General features: G+C 66.2%; 15 protein-coding genes and 2 pseudogenes. 8 read left to right on the top strand and 9 right to left on the bottom strand.

All coding sequences use genetic code 11. The features are described from left to right. Nucleotides 1-99: pseudogene (locus A9W95_RS03995) on the top strand (type VII secretion protein EsxI); the annotation flags it as partial. A gap of 251 nt (nt 100-350) precedes the next feature. On the opposite strand, the pseudogene A9W95_RS03990 reads toward A9W95_RS03995, so the two are convergent. Continuing rightward, nucleotides 351-1442, bottom strand: a pseudogene (locus tag A9W95_RS03990) (PPE family protein); the annotation flags it as partial. Between the two features lie 148 nt (nt 1443-1590). On the opposite strand from A9W95_RS03990, the gene A9W95_RS03985 reads away from it, so the two are divergent. Continuing rightward, entirely contained in the window at nt 1591-2946 is a 1356-nt protein-coding gene (locus A9W95_RS03985; RefSeq protein WP_067409333.1) for an HNH endonuclease signature motif containing protein, read from the top strand. A gap of 6 nt (nt 2947-2952) precedes the next feature. Here A9W95_RS03985 and A9W95_RS03980 read toward each other — a convergent pair whose 3' ends face one another. Next, nucleotides 2953-3465: a DoxX family protein gene (locus A9W95_RS03980; RefSeq protein ID WP_067409332.1), complete on the bottom strand. Its 513-nt coding sequence runs from the start codon at nt 3463-3465 to the stop codon at nt 2953-2955. Nucleotides 3466-3604: 139 nt separating this feature from the next. On the opposite strand from A9W95_RS03980, the gene A9W95_RS03975 reads away from it, so the two are divergent. Together A9W95_RS03975 and A9W95_RS03970 are read left to right on the top strand one after the other, a co-directional pair. Continuing rightward, nucleotides 3605-5221 carry a pyruvate, phosphate dikinase gene (locus tag A9W95_RS03975; protein ID WP_172826552.1) on the top strand — a complete coding sequence of 539 codons (1617 nt, stop codon included), beginning with the start codon at nt 3605-3607 and terminating at the stop codon, nt 5219-5221. Then, on the top strand, nt 5218-5838 hold the full coding sequence (locus A9W95_RS03970) for a hypothetical protein (protein WP_067409331.1): 621 nt from the start codon (nt 5218-5220) through the stop codon (nt 5836-5838). The genes A9W95_RS03975 and A9W95_RS03970 overlap by 4 nt, the downstream gene beginning before the upstream one ends. On the opposite strand, the gene A9W95_RS03965 is transcribed toward A9W95_RS03970, so the two are convergent. Then, nucleotides 5835-7067, bottom strand: a complete 1233-nt coding sequence (locus A9W95_RS03965) for a WS/DGAT domain-containing protein (protein WP_067409337.1) — start codon at nt 7065-7067, stop codon at nt 5835-5837. The genes A9W95_RS03970 and A9W95_RS03965 overlap by 4 nt on opposite strands. A 27-nt stretch (nt 7068-7094) precedes the next feature. Next, entirely contained in the window at nt 7095-8000 is a 906-nt protein-coding gene (locus A9W95_RS03960; protein WP_067409335.1) for an alpha/beta fold hydrolase, read from the bottom strand. Nucleotides 8001-8182: 182 nt separating this feature from the next. Here A9W95_RS03960 and A9W95_RS03955 point away from each other — a divergent pair, with 182 nt between their 5' ends. Next, on the top strand, nt 8183-9331 hold the full coding sequence (locus A9W95_RS03955; RefSeq protein WP_067409330.1) for a PPE family protein: 1149 nt from the start codon (nt 8183-8185) through the stop codon (nt 9329-9331). On the opposite strand, the gene A9W95_RS03950 is transcribed toward A9W95_RS03955, so the two are convergent. Next, nucleotides 9332-9808, bottom strand: coding sequence for a VOC family protein (locus A9W95_RS03950; RefSeq protein ID WP_067409329.1), 477 nt, complete (start codon nt 9806-9808; stop codon nt 9332-9334). It abuts the gene before it with no gap. Between the two features lie 134 nt (nt 9809-9942). Between A9W95_RS03950 and A9W95_RS03945 the strand changes: the two genes are divergently transcribed. Next, nucleotides 9943-10797, top strand: coding sequence for an alpha/beta fold hydrolase (locus tag A9W95_RS03945; RefSeq protein WP_067409328.1), 855 nt, complete (start codon nt 9943-9945; stop codon nt 10795-10797). Here A9W95_RS03945 and gnd read toward each other — a convergent pair. Next, a complete protein-coding gene (gene gnd, locus A9W95_RS03940; RefSeq protein ID WP_067409327.1) occupies nt 10790-11812 on the bottom strand; it encodes a phosphogluconate dehydrogenase (NAD(+)-dependent, decarboxylating) in 1023 nt (340 codons plus the stop codon). The two genes, A9W95_RS03945 and gnd, sit on opposite strands and share 8 nt — an antisense overlap. Before the next feature lie 13 nt (nt 11813-11825). Then, nucleotides 11826-13232 carry a glucose-6-phosphate dehydrogenase gene (locus A9W95_RS03935; protein WP_067409326.1) on the bottom strand — a complete coding sequence of 469 codons (1407 nt, stop codon included), beginning with the start codon at nt 13230-13232 and terminating at the stop codon, nt 11826-11828. 134 nt (nt 13233-13366) lie between these two features. Between A9W95_RS03935 and A9W95_RS03930 the strand changes: the two genes are divergently transcribed. Then, nucleotides 13367-14194 carry an adenylate/guanylate cyclase domain-containing protein gene (locus A9W95_RS03930; RefSeq protein WP_067409325.1) on the top strand — a complete coding sequence of 276 codons (828 nt, stop codon included), beginning with the start codon at nt 13367-13369 and terminating at the stop codon, nt 14192-14194. Here the strand turns inward: A9W95_RS03930 and A9W95_RS03925 are convergent. Next, the gene (locus A9W95_RS03925; RefSeq protein WP_067409324.1) at nt 14152-14346 is read right to left on the bottom strand and encodes a hypothetical protein; all 195 of its coding nucleotides are present in this window, start codon (nt 14344-14346) and stop codon (nt 14152-14154) included. The two genes, A9W95_RS03930 and A9W95_RS03925, sit on opposite strands and share 43 nt — an antisense overlap. Nucleotides 14347-14426: 80 nt before the next feature. On the opposite strand from A9W95_RS03925, the gene A9W95_RS03920 reads away from it, so the two are divergent. Beyond that, on the top strand, nt 14427-15119 hold the full coding sequence (locus tag A9W95_RS03920; protein ID WP_067409323.1) for a guanylate cyclase: 693 nt from the start codon (nt 14427-14429) through the stop codon (nt 15117-15119). A 210-nt stretch (nt 15120-15329) separates the two neighbouring features. Here the strand turns inward: A9W95_RS03920 and A9W95_RS03915 are convergent, their stop codons facing one another. Beyond that, the gene (locus tag A9W95_RS03915) at nt 15330-15818 is read right to left on the bottom strand and encodes a glycoside hydrolase (RefSeq protein ID WP_067409322.1); all 489 of its coding nucleotides are present in this window, start codon (nt 15816-15818) and stop codon (nt 15330-15332) included. Nucleotides 15819-16401 lie beyond the last annotated feature (583 nt).

Genomic DNA, 16401 nt, shown 5'->3' with positions numbered 1-16401 from the left:
GTGGTCTACGAGCAGGCCAACAGCCACGGCCAGAAGGTGCAGTCGGCGGGCAGCAACATGGCCCAAACCGACTCCGCGGTCGGCTCCAGCTGGGCGTAACACACGCATCGGTGACGGCGGCCCGGACGCCGGGCCGCCGTCACCCTTTGCGTTGCGGGTTACTTCACCCCGGCGAATCCGTCGGCCCCGATCAGGACGCCGCCGGTGCCGCCGGTGCCGCCGAGACCTGAGGCCGCGCCCGTTCCGCTGTTCCCGCCGTTGCCGCCGTCGCCGACGCCGACGGCATCACCACCCTTTCCGCCGCTGCCCCCGAGGCCGCCGGCGTTCCCGGCTCCGCCAGCGCCGCCGTCACCACCGTCCCCGATCAGTCCGGCCTTGCCGCCCGCGCCGCCGGCGCCGCCCATTCCGGTCGGCATCGGCATCATCGGCATGCCGCCCATCGGTGCCGCGGCCTGGCTCGTCGAGGCGGCACTGGGGGTGGCACCCATTCCTTGCATCGCCACACTTGCCGTTCCTTTCGGCACCGACCCTTCCCAGGTGGGCGGCACTGACATCGCGCCGACCAGTCGGGCCTGCCCGAGCCCGGCCGACATTCCGCCCAAACCACCGGCCCCGCCGATGCCTTTCACCGCAGGTGCGGTGTCTCCGACGAACTTCGGAACATCGGCGGCGGCGGCCACCCCTGCATTGGCCAGACCCGCGGTGCCCGCGTTTGCGGTTTGCGCCAATGACGTCAACGGTGAGATCAGCATGCTGGCCGGATAGGCCGCGACCTGCGCCACCGACGCCAACGACTGAACCGGCACCGCCGACGCCAGCGACTGCGCCTGTGACACCAGAGCGGGAGCCACCGATGTCACGCTCTGGATGGCTGGGCTGACCGCACCGGAAATCGCGGTGGCCAACGCGGACAGACCCGACGGCGGAAGGCTGAACGGTGTCAACGCCGCGGCGACCGACGTCGCGCCGGATTGATATCCCACCATCGCGGCGACATCTTGCGCCCACATCTCGACGTAATCGAATTCGGTGGCCGCGATGGCCGGAGCGTTCTGCCCGAGGAAGTTGGTGGCGACGAGTGACACCAGGGACACCCGGTTGGCCGTGACTGCCGCCGGATGCACCGTGGCGGCCAATGCGGTTTCGAAGGCTGTTGCCGCGGCGCGCGCCTGACCGGCCGCTGCTGCGGCCTGATCGGCGGCCGCGCTCAACCACCCCACGTACGGGACCGCCGCGGCGGCCATTGCCGCCGATGCCGGGCCACCCCACGGGCCACCGGTGAGTCCGCTGATCACGGATTGGAACGACGACGCCGAGGCTTGCAAGTCTTGGGCCAGGCCCTCCCAAGCGGAGGCCGCCAGCAACAAGGGACTCGAGCCGGCGCCGGCGAAGATCCGCGCCGAATTGATCTCCGGCGGCAACCACGAGAAGTCCAAAAGCATGGGCGGATTTTATGGCGCGGGAGCGGCAAAGATTGCTTTGCTATGTAAAAGTCTCAGGTGCCACGCAGGAATTGCGCAGTGACCGTTCAGGCTGCTGGCGGGGCTTTCGGATGCGATTTCTGTCGGACCGAGGACGTATTATTCGAACATGAGTTCGAGCACGCGTGAGGAGATCGTCGCCGCTTACGAGGCGTTGGGCGCGGCGGTCACTCAGGTACTCGAGCTTCGGTATGACGCGCTGACTACCCCCGAGCGGCTGCGGGTGCTCGAGCGGGTGGAGCGGGTGGCGCGCCGGTTGCCCGCGGCGCGCCATGAACTGATCAATCAGCTGGCCGCCCAAGCCAGTGAGGAGGAGTTGGGTGGTCGGTTGCCTGCGGCGTTGGCGTCCCGGTTGCGGATCACCCGCGGGGAGGCCAACCGGCGCATCGGGGAAGCCGCCGATCTGGGGCAGCGGCGGGCGTTGACCGGGGAGGTGTTGGCGCCGCGGTTGAGCGCCACTGCCCACGGCCTACGCGAGGGCCGTATCGGTGAGGGTCAGGTGCGGGTGATCCGGGAGTTCTTCCACCGGCTGCCCGCCCATGTCGATGTGGAGACCGAGCAGAAAGCCGAAGCCCACCTCGCCCAGCTGGCCGGTCAATACCGGCCCGATCAGCTGGCCAAGCTCGCCGAACGGCTGATGGACTGCCTACACCCCGACGGGGACTACACCGACGACGACCGCGCCCGCCGCCGCGGCCTAGTGTTGGGCAAGCAAGACGTGGACGGGATGTCGCGACTGTCCGGCTACCTGACTCCTGAAGCGCGCGCCACCCTCGAAGCGGTACTGGCCAAGCTGGCCGCGCCGGGCATGTGCAACCCCGACGACGAAACACCGTGCGTGCAAGGATCACCGTCCGAGCAAGCCATCAAAGGCGACCTGCGCTCCGCCGGGCAACGTAACCACGACGGGCTGCTGGCCGCCTGCCGCGCCCTGCTGTGCAGCGGCAACCTGGGCCAGCACAACGGGCTACCCGCCTCGATCATCGTCACCACCACCCTGCGCGAGTTAGAGGCCGCCGCCGGCAAAGGCCTGACCGGAGGCGGCACCCTGCTGCCCATGTCCGACGTGATCCGGCTAGCCCGCCACGCCCACCACTATCTGGCGATCTTCGACCGCGGCAAATCCCTGGCGCTCTACCACACCAAACGACTGGCGTCCCCCGCGCAGCGAATCGTGTTGTACGGCAAGGTCCGTGGCTGCAGCGCCCCGGGCTGTGACGTCTCCGGCTACTACTGCGAAGTCCACCACGTCACCCCCTATGCCCAATGCCACACCACCGACATCAACGACCTCACCTTCGCCTGTGGCGGCGACCACGCCCTGGCCGAGAAGGGCTACCTCACCCGTCAAAACGTAAACGGCGACACCGAATGGATCCCCCCACCCCACCTCGATTACGGCCAACCCCGCACCAACACCTACCACCACCCCGAAAAACTGCTGGCACCCGAGGACGACCCGTGACGCTCGCTACCCCACTTGCTTGGCGGGCGGCCGATAGAAGATCAACAATTGCCCCAACGCCCCGGCCAGACCCAGGCCCAAGGACAGCAGCAGGCCCTCCCAGTCTTTGACCCATAGGTCCCTGCCGAAGATGAGGTAATCCAGGCTGAGCTTGCCTGGACCTAGAGTGGCCACCACGACCGCCGTGACGGCCAGCACCAAGTTGTATTCCCAACCCTCTTTGACGATGAAAAAGCCGTTGGCACGGTGCACCGTCCACGCCGCAACCAACATCAGTGAGACGAAACCCGCAGCCGGAATAGGGGTGAGCAGGCCGGCCGCCAAGCCCAGCCCTGCGGCGGTCTCGGTGGTCGCGGCGACTGTGGCGTGAAACCTCCCCGGCTTCATGCCGATGCTTTCGAACCAACGCGCGGTCCCCGGTATGCGACCCCCGCCGAAGAACTTGTTGAGGCCGTGAGCGGCGAGCGTCAGGCCCAGCACCAGCCGCAGGATCAGCAATGCGAGGTCATACGGAGTCATACGTTCAAAACTAGATCATTGGGTACCGCTGTCTAGACAGGAGCGCCGAGCCGCCGACCTTGCTGATCCGTGTGGGAACATTGCGGCGTTCTGCGTTTGCCCAACCAGCATCGGACTACCCAACAACGAGGGGGTGCCAGTGGCTCGTAGCGCGCGCGGCCGCGTCTCCCCCGAGGCCGCCTTGCACGACACCGTCGTGTTGCTGGACGGCCAAGCGCACCTGCCGCGCGAGATCCTCGGTAATAAAGGACACGGCATCGACATGATGCGCCGGCACGATCTGCCGGTGCCGCCCGCGTTCTGCATCACCACCAGCGTCGGCGAGCGGTACCTCGCCGACCCCGGCGGAACGGTCGACGCAATCTGGGCTGACGTGCTGGACCGGTTGAGCTGGCTGGAAGCCCAGACTTCCCGGCACTTCGGCCGCGGGCCGCGGCCCTTGCTCGTCAGCGTCCGATCCGGAGCCACCCAATCCATGCCGGGAATGATGGACACCATCCTCGACCTCGGCATCAACGACGACGTCGAACACTCCCTCGCCGAAACCCACCCGAGTGACTTCGCGCGTGACACCCGGCAGCGGTTTACCCGCATGTATGAACGGATTGTCGGCGGCCCGGTCCCCGAGGACCCCTACGACCAACTGCGCTCGGCCATCGAGGCCGTGTTCTCGTCCTGGAATTCGCCCCGCGCCACTGCTTACCGCACCCACTGCGGACTCGACGACCGGGGCGGCACCGCGGTGGTTGTGCAAGCAATGGTGTTCGGCAACCACACGCAGAAGTCCGGCGCCGGGGTGTTGTCGTCGCGCAATCCCATCTCGGGGGCCAACGAACCGTTCGGCGAATGGCTACCCGGCGGCCAAGGAGACGACGTGGTGTCAGGCCTGGTCGACGTCGAGCCGATCAGCGCACTGCGCGACGAGCAGCCGGCTGTCTACGACGAACTGATGACCGCCGCGCGCAACCTGGAACGCCTTGTCGCCGACGTGCAAGAGATCGAGTTCACCGTCGAGGACGGCCGGTTATGGCTGTTGCAGACCCGGGCCGCTGAGCGGTCGGCGCAAGCCGCCGTGCGACTGGCGCTGCAGTTGCGACACGAAGGCTTGATCGACGACGCTGAAACCCTGCGCCGGGTGAGCCCGGCGCACGTCGAAGCCGTGCTCTCGCCTTCGTTGCAACCGGAAAGCCGGTTAACCGCACCGCTGTTGGCTCAGGGGATGCCGGCTTGTCCAGGGGTGGCGACCGGCACGGCTTACACCGATGTGGACCAGGCGCTGGCTGCCGCCGATCGAGGAGAACGCGTCATCTTGGTACGTGATCACACCCGGCCCGAGGACGTGCTGGGCATGCTGGCCGCACAAGGCATCGTTACCGAGGTCGGCGGCGCCGCCAGCCACGCGGCGGTGGTCAGCCGGGAACTCGGCCGGGTGGCCGTGGTCGGTTGCGGTCACGGTGTTGCGGCGGCACTGGCCGGCAAGGTCATCACTGTCGACGGATACGAAGGTGAAGTGCGACAAGGTGATTTAACGCCGTCGGCCTGGTCGGAGCACGACACGCCGGAACTGCGGGAGCTGGCCGACCTCGCGTTGCGCATCAGTCCGTTGCGGGCACACGCCGACGGTGACTATCCGAAGTTGGAAGACTCGTCCGAAGCCGCGGTGGGCGCCGCCCTGAAGGCCGGTCACACCGACGTCGTATCGGCCACTCCCCTGATCAGCATGTTGAATGCGCTTCGACTGCAATCGGTTTCGTGACAGAGCTGAGCGTATTGCAGGCCGTTAGGCTGAAGGGCCGAGTAACCCTGGCAGACCTGGCGGAGACCTTGGCCCCGTCGATCCCGGAGACCGACGTGCGCCGAGCGGTCGACGAACTGACCGCGGCCGGCCTGTTGATCGGCGACGGCACGTCCCGGATCAGCCCCGAGGGCCGCGCTCGGCTCACCGCATTGCTCGCCGAAGAGCGCACGGGCATCGACTCGGCAGTGATGACCGACATCTACCACCAGTTCGGTTCGGTCAATGACGAATTCAAAGCGCTGATCACCGACTGGCAAGTCAAGGGCGGCCCAGGTGGACAACCGAACACCCACGACGACGCCGAGTATGACGCCGCCGTGCTGGCGCGGCTCGACGCCGTTCACCAGCGCGTGCTTCCTATCGTGTCCGCGGCGGCCGTCGAGGTACCGCGGTTGGCGGCGTATGCGACCAAGCTCGATGCGGCACTTGCGAGAGTCGAAGCCGGTGACGTCGCTTGGCTCACCCGACCGTTGATCGACTCCTATCACACGGTGTGGTTCGAGCTGCACGAGGAGCTGATCTTGGCGATCGGGCTGACCCGGGAAGAGGCCGCGAAACGTGGTGAGGCGCACTAGCTTCCATTGAGCGCGGCGTTCAGCAGGTCGACATAGGCGTCGATGTCAGGGACGGCCGTCTGTGCCGCGTGCACGCTGATGGCGACGGTGTCGCCGATGCCATGCACGCCGTGGGTCAGGCCCATCACCGGCGAAAGCGCGGGATAACCGGCGGTCAACACGACCGGCGCGCCACCGAAACGCAGGTCTGCCGGTCCGCGGTTGACACTGGACACCACGGTGTTTCCGGCGACCTGGCTGGGGCGGACCTCCGGATCGAATTGGGCGACACCCCACCGCAGTAGCGGACCGGGCACCGCGGCAAAGGCACGATCCGATGCCTGCGACGCCGGATGTGCCATGCGCCGACGACCATTGGCCAGTTCGGCGGTGATCCGCTGTGCCCGATCGTCGACGTTAAGCCGCGGATACAGCCCCACCGCGACATTGCCGAAATGATTATGCGCGTGCCGTGCACCGGGTTTGGCCATCGGCACCTCGGCGCCCAAGCTTTCGGCCGAGGCGCCGAGCAGCCGCCACAATGCGGCCGACACCGCCGTTAACACTGCGACCGTCACCGTCGGCCCGGGAAGTTCGGAACGCGCTCGCACCAGGGTGCGCACCGTCCGCTCCCGTCCGGGCCGGGCATTGGTCGCCAGCAGCGGCCGCAGGCCCGCGCCCGGCGCAAGCAATCCGGTGTCGGTGTCGTGCACCAGTTGCCGATGGGCCCGGGCGGCGGCAGCCGCACGCACTGGCAGGAAACCCGCTGCCCGTCTGACCGGCGGCACAACGACGTCTCGACCGAACAGCCAGGCCGCCATGGCCGAGGCGCGTGCGCCGTCGCCCAGCGCGTGCGGCACCTGCAGCACGACGACGGTTCCCGGGCGGCGGAGGCCCGGAATGTCGTACACCGGGGTGAATACGTATAATTGCCATGGGGATTCGCGTACGTCAAGCTGGTGTTCGGCCAGCCCGACCACTGCGCCCAGACAGCCGCGCCAACTGCTGTCCGCCAGTTCGTGATGGCTGATCCGCTCGGGCCCGGCCGCCGCCGGCACCCAACGTGGATACGTCAACAGACAGCGGTCGTCGACCCGCACATTGAGCTCCGGACAGGTCCGGGCCCGGTCGAGCACCTCGCGTCGCGCGGCCGCCAAGTCGCTGGGCTGACCGTCAAAGGCATACAACAGGAATTGATCGCTGGGGACCTTGGCCGCCATCCAGAAGAACTGCGCGTCGACGGCCGCCATCCGGCGCCCGGGTCCCATCACCACTGACTAGCCGGGAGAACCGATGAACTCCAGCACCAGATCGGCGACCCGGTCGGGCTGTTCGAGCTGCAGGAAATGCCCGGCTTGCGGGACTATGGCCACGTCGCTGCCGGCGGGCAGCACCCGCTGCGTCCAATGCGTGAAAGCCGGGGTGGCACAACCATCGTCGTAGCCGTGCAGGTACAGGGTGGGCAACTTGGGTGCCTCGGTCCACATCCGGTGCAGGTGGGCATAGCGCTGCGGCGGCGCGGTGTTGCGGATCGTCGCGCGATACGGGCCCAACGCGGCCCGCCAACTCTCGGCGGTGCCGATCGCGGCATCGACATGGCGCAGGTCTTCTTCGGCGTGGTAGCTCGGTGACCACTGCCGCCACAATCGCGGCACCACCCACGCCGCCGACCGCTCCGGCAGATACGGCAACTGGAAGTAGCTGATGTACCAGCTGCGCAACATCTGCCTCGGTAACTCCCGAACCAGCCGGGCGCGGTCAGGCACTCGGCCCAACGGACGGAACGCCGCAGCCGGCGGCACCGACATGATGACCGCCCGGGCGAATGGACTGTCCGGCATGGCCGCCAGCCCGGTTCCCGCGATGGCGCCCCAGTCGTGACCGATCACCACATCACGCTCGGAGCCGCCGGCGGCGTCGCGTACCCGCAGCGCGTCGTACATCAGCGCTCCGACGTGATAACTGCCGTCGACCGGGATCGCCGACGGCGCATACCCGCGCATGAACGGCGCGACCACCCGCCAACCGGCGTCGACCAGTCGCGGCGCGACCTTGCGCCACCCATACGCGGTGTCCGGAAAACCGTGCAGGCACAAAGCAATTGGTGCTTCAGCGGGACCCCAGGTGAGGGCCTTGAGATCCCCATTGGGGCCCTTCACGTCGATCCAGCCTGGTTGCGACATCTCCACTCCTGTTTACCGCGACAAGTCCGCCTGGTCCAACGTAACCGCCGGCCAGGTGGACAAGAAGACGGTCGATCGGGGGACATCGCATTCATCCCCGGGTGTAGCCGCTCGGCCGACAGACTTCCCTTCCTCGCCAGACCAAACTATTTCCCAGGGACACAAAGGGAGGACCAAGGACGATGTTGTTCGCGGCGTTGCCACCAGAAGTTAACTCCGGACGCATGTACGCCGGGCCCGGCGCGGGATCGATGCTGACCGCCGCGGCTGCCTGGAGTGCGCTGGCCACCGACTTGACCGCCACCGCGACCTCTTTCCAATCGGTGATCTCGGGGTTGATCGCCGGCCCGTGGCTGGGCCCTTCCGCGACGGCGATGGCAGCCGCTGCCGTCCCCTACGCCGCATGGCTCAGCGCTACCGCTGAGCAGGCCGAGCAGGCGGCCAGTCAGGCTACGGCGGCAGCATCGGCCTACGAGGCGGCCTACGCGATGACTGTTCCGCCGGCCCTGGTCGCGGCCAACCGCAGCCAGCTGGCAGCTCTCGTCGCGACGAATGTCCTCGGTCAGAACACCCCGGCGATCGCGGCCACCGAAGCTCAATACGGCGAGATGTGGGCCCAGGACGCGACGGCAATGTACGGCTACGCGGCCAGCTCCGCGGCTGCCGCCGCGTTGACCCCGTTCACCGGGCCTCCGCAAACGGCCAACCCGGCCGGGCTGATCAGCCAGGCCGTCGCGTTGGGTCAAGCCGCCGGCAACTGCGTGGCGACGGAGATCGTCAACGCGCTCTCTCAGCTGACCTCGGCGCTGCCCAACGCGCTGGCCGGCATCGTCAACCCCATCACCCAGTCGGTGCTTCCGGCTTGGATCCAGGACTTGAACACGGTGATGAGCATCTTCGGCACACCCTTCTTCGCCTCCACGTCGCTGGCCGGGCTGGGCATGTCGATGATGTCGACCATCAAGGGACTCTTCCCGGCGGCCGCGGCGATGGTCGACGAGGCGGCCGCGGCCGCCGGCCAGGCCGCCGCGGGTACGCTCAGCGCCCCCGCCGAAGTGGCCGGCGCCGTCTCGGCCGGACTGGGCAAGGCGGCGTCGATCGGAACGCTGTCGGTGCCGCAAGCGTGGGCCAGCGCCGCCCCCGCGCTCACCAGCGCGTCGGCGGCGACGCCGCTTTCCGCCGGTGCGGTGACCGCCGCCGTCGACGCGCCGGTGAACCCGGGCCTGCTCGGTGGGCTGCCCTTCGGTCAGATGGAAGGTCGCGGCATCACCACAACGGACTCCCGGGTGGAGTTTCGCCCGCTGCGGGTGCTGCCCGAGGCGATCGCCTGATCAGGCGTTGGCCGCCGCCTTCTCGAGGTCGGCGATGACGATCTTGCGCATGCCGTGCATCGCCTGAGTGGCCGCCGCGGCCCGGCCCGGATCCGGATCGCCGACCAGCTCGTAAAGCCGGTCCGGCACGATCTGCCAACTGAGCCCGAACCGGTCCTTCAACCAGCCGCACTGCGACTCTTCACCGCCGTCGGCGGTCAACCGGTCCCAGTAGTAGTCCACTTCTTCCTGGTCTTTGCAGTGCACCGTGAAGGACACCGCCTCGTCAAAGGAAAAAGCCGGGCCGCCGTTGATGCCGATGAACCGGGTGCCGTCCAGCACAAAGGTGCCGAACAACACCGAGCCGGGTTCTCCGGGGCCGGCCTCGGTGGTGCGCGCCAAATTCTCGATGTGCGAGTTCGGGAACACCGACGTGTAGAACTGCGCCGCTTCTTCCAGGTTGTCGTCGAACCAGAGCGAAGGCGTGATCGCGGGCATGCCGTCTCCTCAATGTTGGTCAGCAAGGTTTCGTAGGGGTAGACCCCGGCGGCCGCGATAAGTCATCGGACCCGACAGGCAGGTGGATAGCCGAGCTAGGTAACGTCGGTGCGAAGTCAGCCGAGGAGGCGCCCGTGAGCAGCAGCCCACAGACGGTCGGATTTGCCGGTGCGGACGCCCTCAACCTGGTCGCCGACGAGTGGAACCGCGGCACCGGAACCGGTCCAACCATCGTGATGCTGCACGGCGGCGGCCAGAACCGCTTCTCCTGGAAAGCCACCGGCCAAATTCTGGCCGACGGTGGCTACCACGTCGTCGCGCTCGACACCCGCGGCCATGGTGACAGCGACCGCGCCCCCAACGCCGACTACGCCATCGAGAAGATGACCGACGACGTACTGCACGTCCTGGACGCCATAGGTCGCCCGGTCGTGCTGATCGGCGCCAGCATGGGCGGGCTGACCGGCATCCTGGCCGCCGAACGCGCCGGCCCTCAGCGGGTCACCGGGTTGGTACTGGTCGACGTGGTGCCGCGGTACGAGAAGGACGGCAGCGCGCGCATCCGCGACTTCATGTTCAGCGGACTGCACGGGTTCGGTTCGCTGGAAGAGGCGGCCGACGCCGTCGCCGCCTATCTGCCGCATCGCAGCAAGCCGCGCAGCCCCGAAGGCCTGAGAAAGAACCTGCGCCTCCGCGACGACGGGCGCTGGTACTGGCATTGGGATCCGGCGATGATGACCAAACCTGACGACGATCCCGACTTGCGCACCGAGAGGTTCGAGCAGGCCGCCGTCGACCTGCAGATCCCGATCTTGTTGATCCGCGGCAAGCTTTCCGACGTGGTCAGCCCGGAAGGGGTCAAAGACTTCCTGACCAAGGTGCCGCGCGCGGAGTTCGCCGAGCTGTCCAACGCCGGACACACCGCCGCCGGCGATGACAACGACGCGTTCAGTGACGTCGTGGTGGACTTCGTCCGGCGGATCAGTTAGCCGGTTTTTCCGCGTGCCCACCGAACTGCTTGCGCATCGCCGACAGCGCCTTGTTCGCGAAGTCGTCGAGGTCACGTGAAGCGAAACGAGATTGCAGCGCGGTCGTGAGCACCGGCGAGGGCACGCCCTCGTCAATCGCAGCGATGGAGGTCCACCGGCCTTCACCGGAATCGGAGACCCGGCCGGAGAACTCTTTGAGATCCGGTGATTCGTGCAGCGCGCTGGCGGTGAGATCCAGCAGCCAGGAACCGATTACGCTGCCCCGCCGCCACACCTCGGCGACATCGGGAATGTCGAAATTGTATTGGTAGCACTCGGGATAGGTCAGCGGCGCGGTCTCGGCGTCACCCTGCTGGATGCGGGTGCCGATGTCGGCGTTGCGCAGGATGTTCAGCCCTTCCGCCAGGGATGCCATCATGCCGTACTCGATGCCGTTGTGGATCATCTTGACGAAGTGACCAGCGCCGGACTGACCGCAGTGCAGATATCCCTTTTCCGCCTGCGCCACCTCGCCGTCTCGTCCCGGCGTGCGCGGCGCGGCGTCCACTCCGGGCGCAACCGAGGCGAAGATCGGCTCGGCGTGCGCGACCGCTTCGGCATCCCCACCGATCATCAGACAGTAGCCGCGCTCACGGCCCCAGACGCCGCCGCTGGTTCCGCAGTCGAGCAGGTGTATTCCGTTGTCGGACAATGTCTTCGCGTGCTTGATGTCGTCGCGGTAGTAGGTGTTGCCGCCGTCGATGACGATGTCGCCCGACTCGAGGGTCTTGGCCAGGTCGTCGATTACTCCGGTGGTGATGGTGCCCGCCGGCACCATCACCCATACCACCCGTGGCGCACTGAGCTTGTCGCGCAACTCCTCTAGCGAGTTCGCCCCGGTCATGTTCTTCTCGCCCGCCATCGCCTTGACCGCGTCCGGGTTGTGGTCGTAGACGACGCACTCGTGCCCGTCGTCGGTGACGCGGCGCGCGATGTTGGCGCCCATCCGACCTAGGCCGATCATCCCTAGCTGCATACTCTCGCTCTCCTTAATCCTTGTGATTGGTGCGCGGCATCCACGGCTCTTGCCAGCAGTGGCTGTCCGGCAGCAGCGCACTCGCTGCTTCGGGTCCCCAGGTGCCGCGGTCGTACGGATGGATTTCGCAGGGATCATCCAGTAGGGGCTGCAAGATCCGCCAGGTCTGCTCGACGCTGTCTTCCCGGGCGAAAAGCTGGTGGTCGCCGGTCAATCCGGCGTGGAAGAGCTGTTCGTAGGGCCGTAGCGGTTCGCCGAGGTCCTCGGCGAACGAGGAGTCCAGGTGGATGTCTTCCCAAGAGTCGCCGAGTTGAGCGGACAACTGCAGCCGCATGCCCGGGTCGGGATCGATGCGGATCACGATCTGATTCGGCTTGGCCGGTCGCCGCTCGGGCAGAAAGGCCAGCCCGGGCACTCGATGCAGGAACAGTCGGACCTCGGTGACCTTCTCCGGCAGTCCTTTGCCGGCCCGCAGGAAAATCGGCACGTCCGCCCAGCGCCAATTGTCGATCTCACAGCGCAGCGCGATGAACGTCTCGGTTTGCGAATCCTTTGCCACGCCGTCGATGTCGGTATAGCCCCGGTACTGACCGCGCACACACTGCTTGGGGTCCAACGCCGGCATGGAGCGGAACACCTCGGTCTTCTTGTCATTGAGGTCCTCGGCGGTGGGCCCGACTGGGGGCTCCATGGTGATCAGCGCCAGCACCTGCAGCAGGTGGTTCTGGACGACATCGCGCAGCGTTCCGACCGCGTCGTAGAACTTGCCGCGGTCCTCCACCCCGAAGTTCTCGGCCATGGTGATGTGGATGGCGGAAACGGTGTCGCGGTCCCATAGCTTGGCGAGCGCCCCGTTGGCGAACCGCAGGTACTCCAGTTCGATGACCGGTTGCTTGCCCAGATAGTGGTCCACCAGCAAGATCTGGTCTTCGCCGAGCACCGCACGCAGCCGGCACTTGAGTTCGCGCGCGGATTCCAGATCGTGGCCGAACGGCTTCTCCACCGCTACTCGGGCGCCCTCCAAGAGATTAGCCTTGGCCAGACTTTCCACGATCGGAGCGAACAGGGACGGTGGCATCTCCAGGTAGTACAGCGGCCGCTGGCAGGAACGGATCTCCTCGGACAACCGCTCGTAAAGGTCGCTGTCGGTGACGTCGCCGGACAGATAGGAGAACCGACCGGCCAACCGATCGAAGGCCTTGTCATCGATCGTCTCGCCAGCCTCGGCGACGGCGTCGCGGCCCAGCTCGATCACCTTGTCGACGGAAATGTCGTCGCTGGCTACGCCGACGATCCGACAGTCCAGCAGCTTGCGGCATTCCAGCCGGTACAACGCTCGAAATGTCATCTTGCGGGCCAGGTCTCCGGTGATCCCGAAGATGACAAAAACATCTGAGGCGTTACCTTCGCCGTCGGCCAAACCCCACCTCCAGGACGGTCTACACGACAGTCACCAAATCGGCGCTTATAGATTTGCTTCCCCGCGGCGGCCGAATTCAACCCTAGACATCGCCCGTCGGCCCGACAAGAGCAGGCCAGCGGCGTATTGACAGGATGTCTGCCATGGGAGACGCCATGCACATCGCGCTCTACGTCGTAGTCGGGGTAGCCGTCGTCGAAGCCGGCGGACTGGTGGTGTTATGGCGGCTGCTCGTCGGTGCGCGCCAAGAGGTCGAGGAAATGCGGCAGCGTTCCGACCCGCGCAGCTGGTTACTCTCTGGCGGCCGCGAAGCGGTCAAGACGGTGTGGCAGACCGCCAACCTGGTTCGCAAAGAGGGGTTCGGCGCCGCGGTGCGCAGTTCGATCGAAGACCTTGCCGATTGGGCTGAGGTCGAGCGGCCGGACCTGGCCAAGGTCACCCGGGACGGCCGAGTGGTCATCCTGTTTTCCGACATTGAGGAATCGACCGCGCTCAACGAGCGGATCGGCGACCGCTCCTGGGTGAAGCTGATCGCCGCACACGACAAGCTGGTTCAGAAACTCGTCCAAGAGCGGTCCGGGCATGTGGTGAAAAGCCAGGGCGACGGTTTCATGATCGCCTTCTCGCGCGCCGAGGAGGCGGTTCGCTGCGGGATCGAGATGCAGCACGCGATCTTCCAGGACGGAAAACGCAAGCGCCACCAAGAAGTTCGGGTGCGGATCGGCATTCACATGGGCCGGTCCGTGCGCCGCGGCGACGACTTGTTCGGCCGCAACGTCGCGATGGCCGCGCGAGTGGCCGGGCAAGCCGGTGGTGGTGAGATTCTGGTCAGCGAGCCGGTGCGTGACGCGGTTCAGGACTGCGACGACCTAGTCTTCGACGAGGGGCGCGAGGTGGAGTTGAAGGGCTTCTCCGGTAGCTACCGGTTGTTCGCGGTGGACACCGGTCCGGACCCGGACTGATCACCGGCCTCGGCCAGCCGTTGATGCAGCCGGGCCCGGATTTCGTCTGCGGTATAGGCGCGGCGTTTGCGCTGATCACGCACCACCACTGCGCCGCCGGCAACGACTCCGGCCAACCCGGCCAGCCCCACCCACTTCCAGATGTTGCGCATGACGACAGGCTATGCCCGACCAGCTGAGCTGACGGAGAAGATGCCCGCTGCGCCCGTTAAATGTGGCACGGTTAGCGACGATGCTGACCCTCGACCAAGCGCTCAACGAAACCCGCACCGGTGATCTGTGGCTGTTCCGCGGCGGCTCCGGACCCGACCGCGCCATCCAGACCTTGACCAACGCCCCGGTCAATCACGTCGGCATGACGGTGGCGATCGACGACTTGCCGCCCCTGATCTGGCATGCCGAACTCGGCGACAAGCTCGTGGACATGTGGACGGGCACCAACCACCGCGGGGTGCAGCTCAACGACCTGCGGGAAGCGGTGCTGCGCTGGACACAGCGTTACCACCAGCGTTGTTGGCTGCGACAGCTGACGCCGTACGCCACCCGGACACAGGAGGACGAGCTACTGCGGGTGATCGCGCGGATGAACGGCACGGCGTTTCCGACCAGCGTGCGATTGACCGGGCGGTGGCTGCGCGGACGGCTACCGACCATTGGCGACTGGACCCGAGGGCTGCCATGGGTCGACCAGAAGGTGCACGAGCGCACGCAGCAGCGCCGGGAGCGACAACGAAAGATGGGTCTGGAGACGGCTTACTGCGCCGAAACGGTGGCGATCACCTACGAGGAAATGGGCTTGCTCGTCACCGACAAAGACGCGAATTGGTTTGACCCGGGCAAGTTTTGGAGCGGTGACACGCTGCCGCTGGCACCGGGCTACCGGTTGGGCGGCGAGATCGAGGTCTCCGTCGCGCAGCTCGGTTGACCCACGTTATGAGCTATTTCACATTCTGCGAATTCCGTGATGATGGTCATTCGCCGTGGGTCATGTGATTTGTTGCGCATATGGTCCCGCTAGTTAATGGATGCCTGGCATTCCAGTATTGCGTGGTAGTCACCGTTAGACGATAAATGGGGATATCACCGTTGATATCCCCATTTGGTATCGGTTACCGGGCGAGCCGGCGAAAATACGTTATTCCGGGTCGCCAACCGGCTCCGGCTCGGGCGCCGGTGCCGGCGGTGCCGGATCCACTGCGTCGGCCAGGACTGCCGGAGCGTCGGGAGCGGGTGGTTCCCCGCCGGCTTCCTCGGGTTCGACCGGCAAGTACATGTGATGGGTGAATTGCGGCTGATAGGCCCCGCCGCCACCGATGTGCACGCCACCGCCTTCGCCGCTGGATACGGGCGTTCCGTCGGGCAACGTGGCCGCGGTATGCCCACCATTCCAGCCAATCACCAGGGCGTTGGGAGCGGTTCCTGGCCTAAAGCCGCGGGCCGCCAAGGCGGACGCTTCGTTGCCCGTGTCGAATCTACTGCCGAAGACCGGACGGTCACTGGCCGCATTCGCGACCCAGGAAACCAATCCCGAGCAATCCGTACCGGCGGGAGAATCGCCACCCGGAACATAGGGAGTTCCGGAGACTTGATTAACCAGCGTTAACAGTGTTGCAAGAACGATCATGGGCACGGACGCTACCTAGATCATCAATCGAGAATCAAAATTTGTGGTGCTTGTCACGAACAGATCAGCAAACGGTGCGTCAGTTCATACATCAGTCAAATAACGCGTCCGCATCTGCTGAAAAACAAAAGCGGATCCAATTGTTCAGCAAATGGGATCACCAGCTGATATCAGGCCGCCACATCTCGTAGCCGTCCTTGCGAACGATCAGACCGTCCGGGATGTGGAAGTTGTGCACCACTCGCATCGAGACCCGAGCCCCCCACCGGTAGCGGGTGGTTGGCGAAGCCCTTGCTGTCGATCAGCACTGGAGGGAAAAGACTTTCAGCTCGGGTTCTCCAACTCAAAGTGCCAGTGCGCGAGCCACAACGCGTCTTCGGTGCTGCCCATTGGCGGCGGCGAGTTTGAAACATCCTCGGCGTAGGTCAGCGGCGCGACAGGCTGCGTCTCGCCTGCCACAGTACGCCGGGGACGGTGTTCGGCAATTCCGGTCGGCTCTGGGCGAAGCCGCCAATGGCGCGATAGAACGACCAAATCTGGCGTGGCGTGGGTACTTTCGGTAGCCACGCCAGCTCCCAATGGA

It is taken from the genome of Mycobacterium sp. 1423905.2 (genome assembly GCF_001673155.1).
Taxonomy (GTDB): domain Bacteria; phylum Actinomycetota; class Actinomycetes; order Mycobacteriales; family Mycobacteriaceae; genus Mycobacterium.
The sequence above is the reverse complement of the archived record's forward strand: the minus strand, read 5'-3'. Positions and strand labels throughout refer to the sequence as shown.

What these genes read in the sequence shown, in the direction of transcription:
- A9W95_RS03985 (WP_067409333.1), top strand. Translation starts at nt 1,591, where the DNA reads ATGAGTTCGAGCACGCGTGAGGAGATCGTCGCCGCTTACGAGGCGTTG.
- A9W95_RS03980 (WP_067409332.1), bottom strand. Translation starts at nt 3,465, where the DNA reads ATGACTCCGTATGACCTCGCATTGCTGATCCTGCGGCTGGTGCTGGGC.
- A9W95_RS03965 (WP_067409337.1), bottom strand. Translation starts at nt 7,067, where the DNA reads ATGGCGGCCGTCGACGCGCAGTTCTTCTGGATGGCGGCCAAGGTCCCC.
- A9W95_RS03960 (WP_067409335.1), bottom strand. Translation starts at nt 8,000, where the DNA reads ATGTCGCAACCAGGCTGGATCGACGTGAAGGGCCCCAATGGGGATCTC.
- A9W95_RS03955 (WP_067409330.1), top strand. Translation starts at nt 8,183, where the DNA reads ATGTTGTTCGCGGCGTTGCCACCAGAAGTTAACTCCGGACGCATGTAC.
- A9W95_RS03950 (WP_067409329.1), bottom strand. Translation starts at nt 9,808, where the DNA reads ATGCCCGCGATCACGCCTTCGCTCTGGTTCGACGACAACCTGGAAGAA.
- gnd (WP_067409327.1), bottom strand. Translation starts at nt 11,812, where the DNA reads ATGCAGCTAGGGATGATCGGCCTAGGTCGGATGGGCGCCAACATCGCG.
- A9W95_RS03930 (WP_067409325.1), top strand. Translation starts at nt 13,367, where the DNA reads ATGTCTGCCATGGGAGACGCCATGCACATCGCGCTCTACGTCGTAGTC.
- A9W95_RS03925 (WP_067409324.1), bottom strand. Translation starts at nt 14,346, where the DNA reads ATGCGCAACATCTGGAAGTGGGTGGGGCTGGCCGGGTTGGCCGGAGTC.
- A9W95_RS03920 (WP_067409323.1), top strand. Translation starts at nt 14,427, where the DNA reads ATGCTGACCCTCGACCAAGCGCTCAACGAAACCCGCACCGGTGATCTG.
- A9W95_RS03915 (WP_067409322.1), bottom strand. Translation starts at nt 15,818, where the DNA reads ATGATCGTTCTTGCAACACTGTTAACGCTGGTTAATCAAGTCTCCGGA.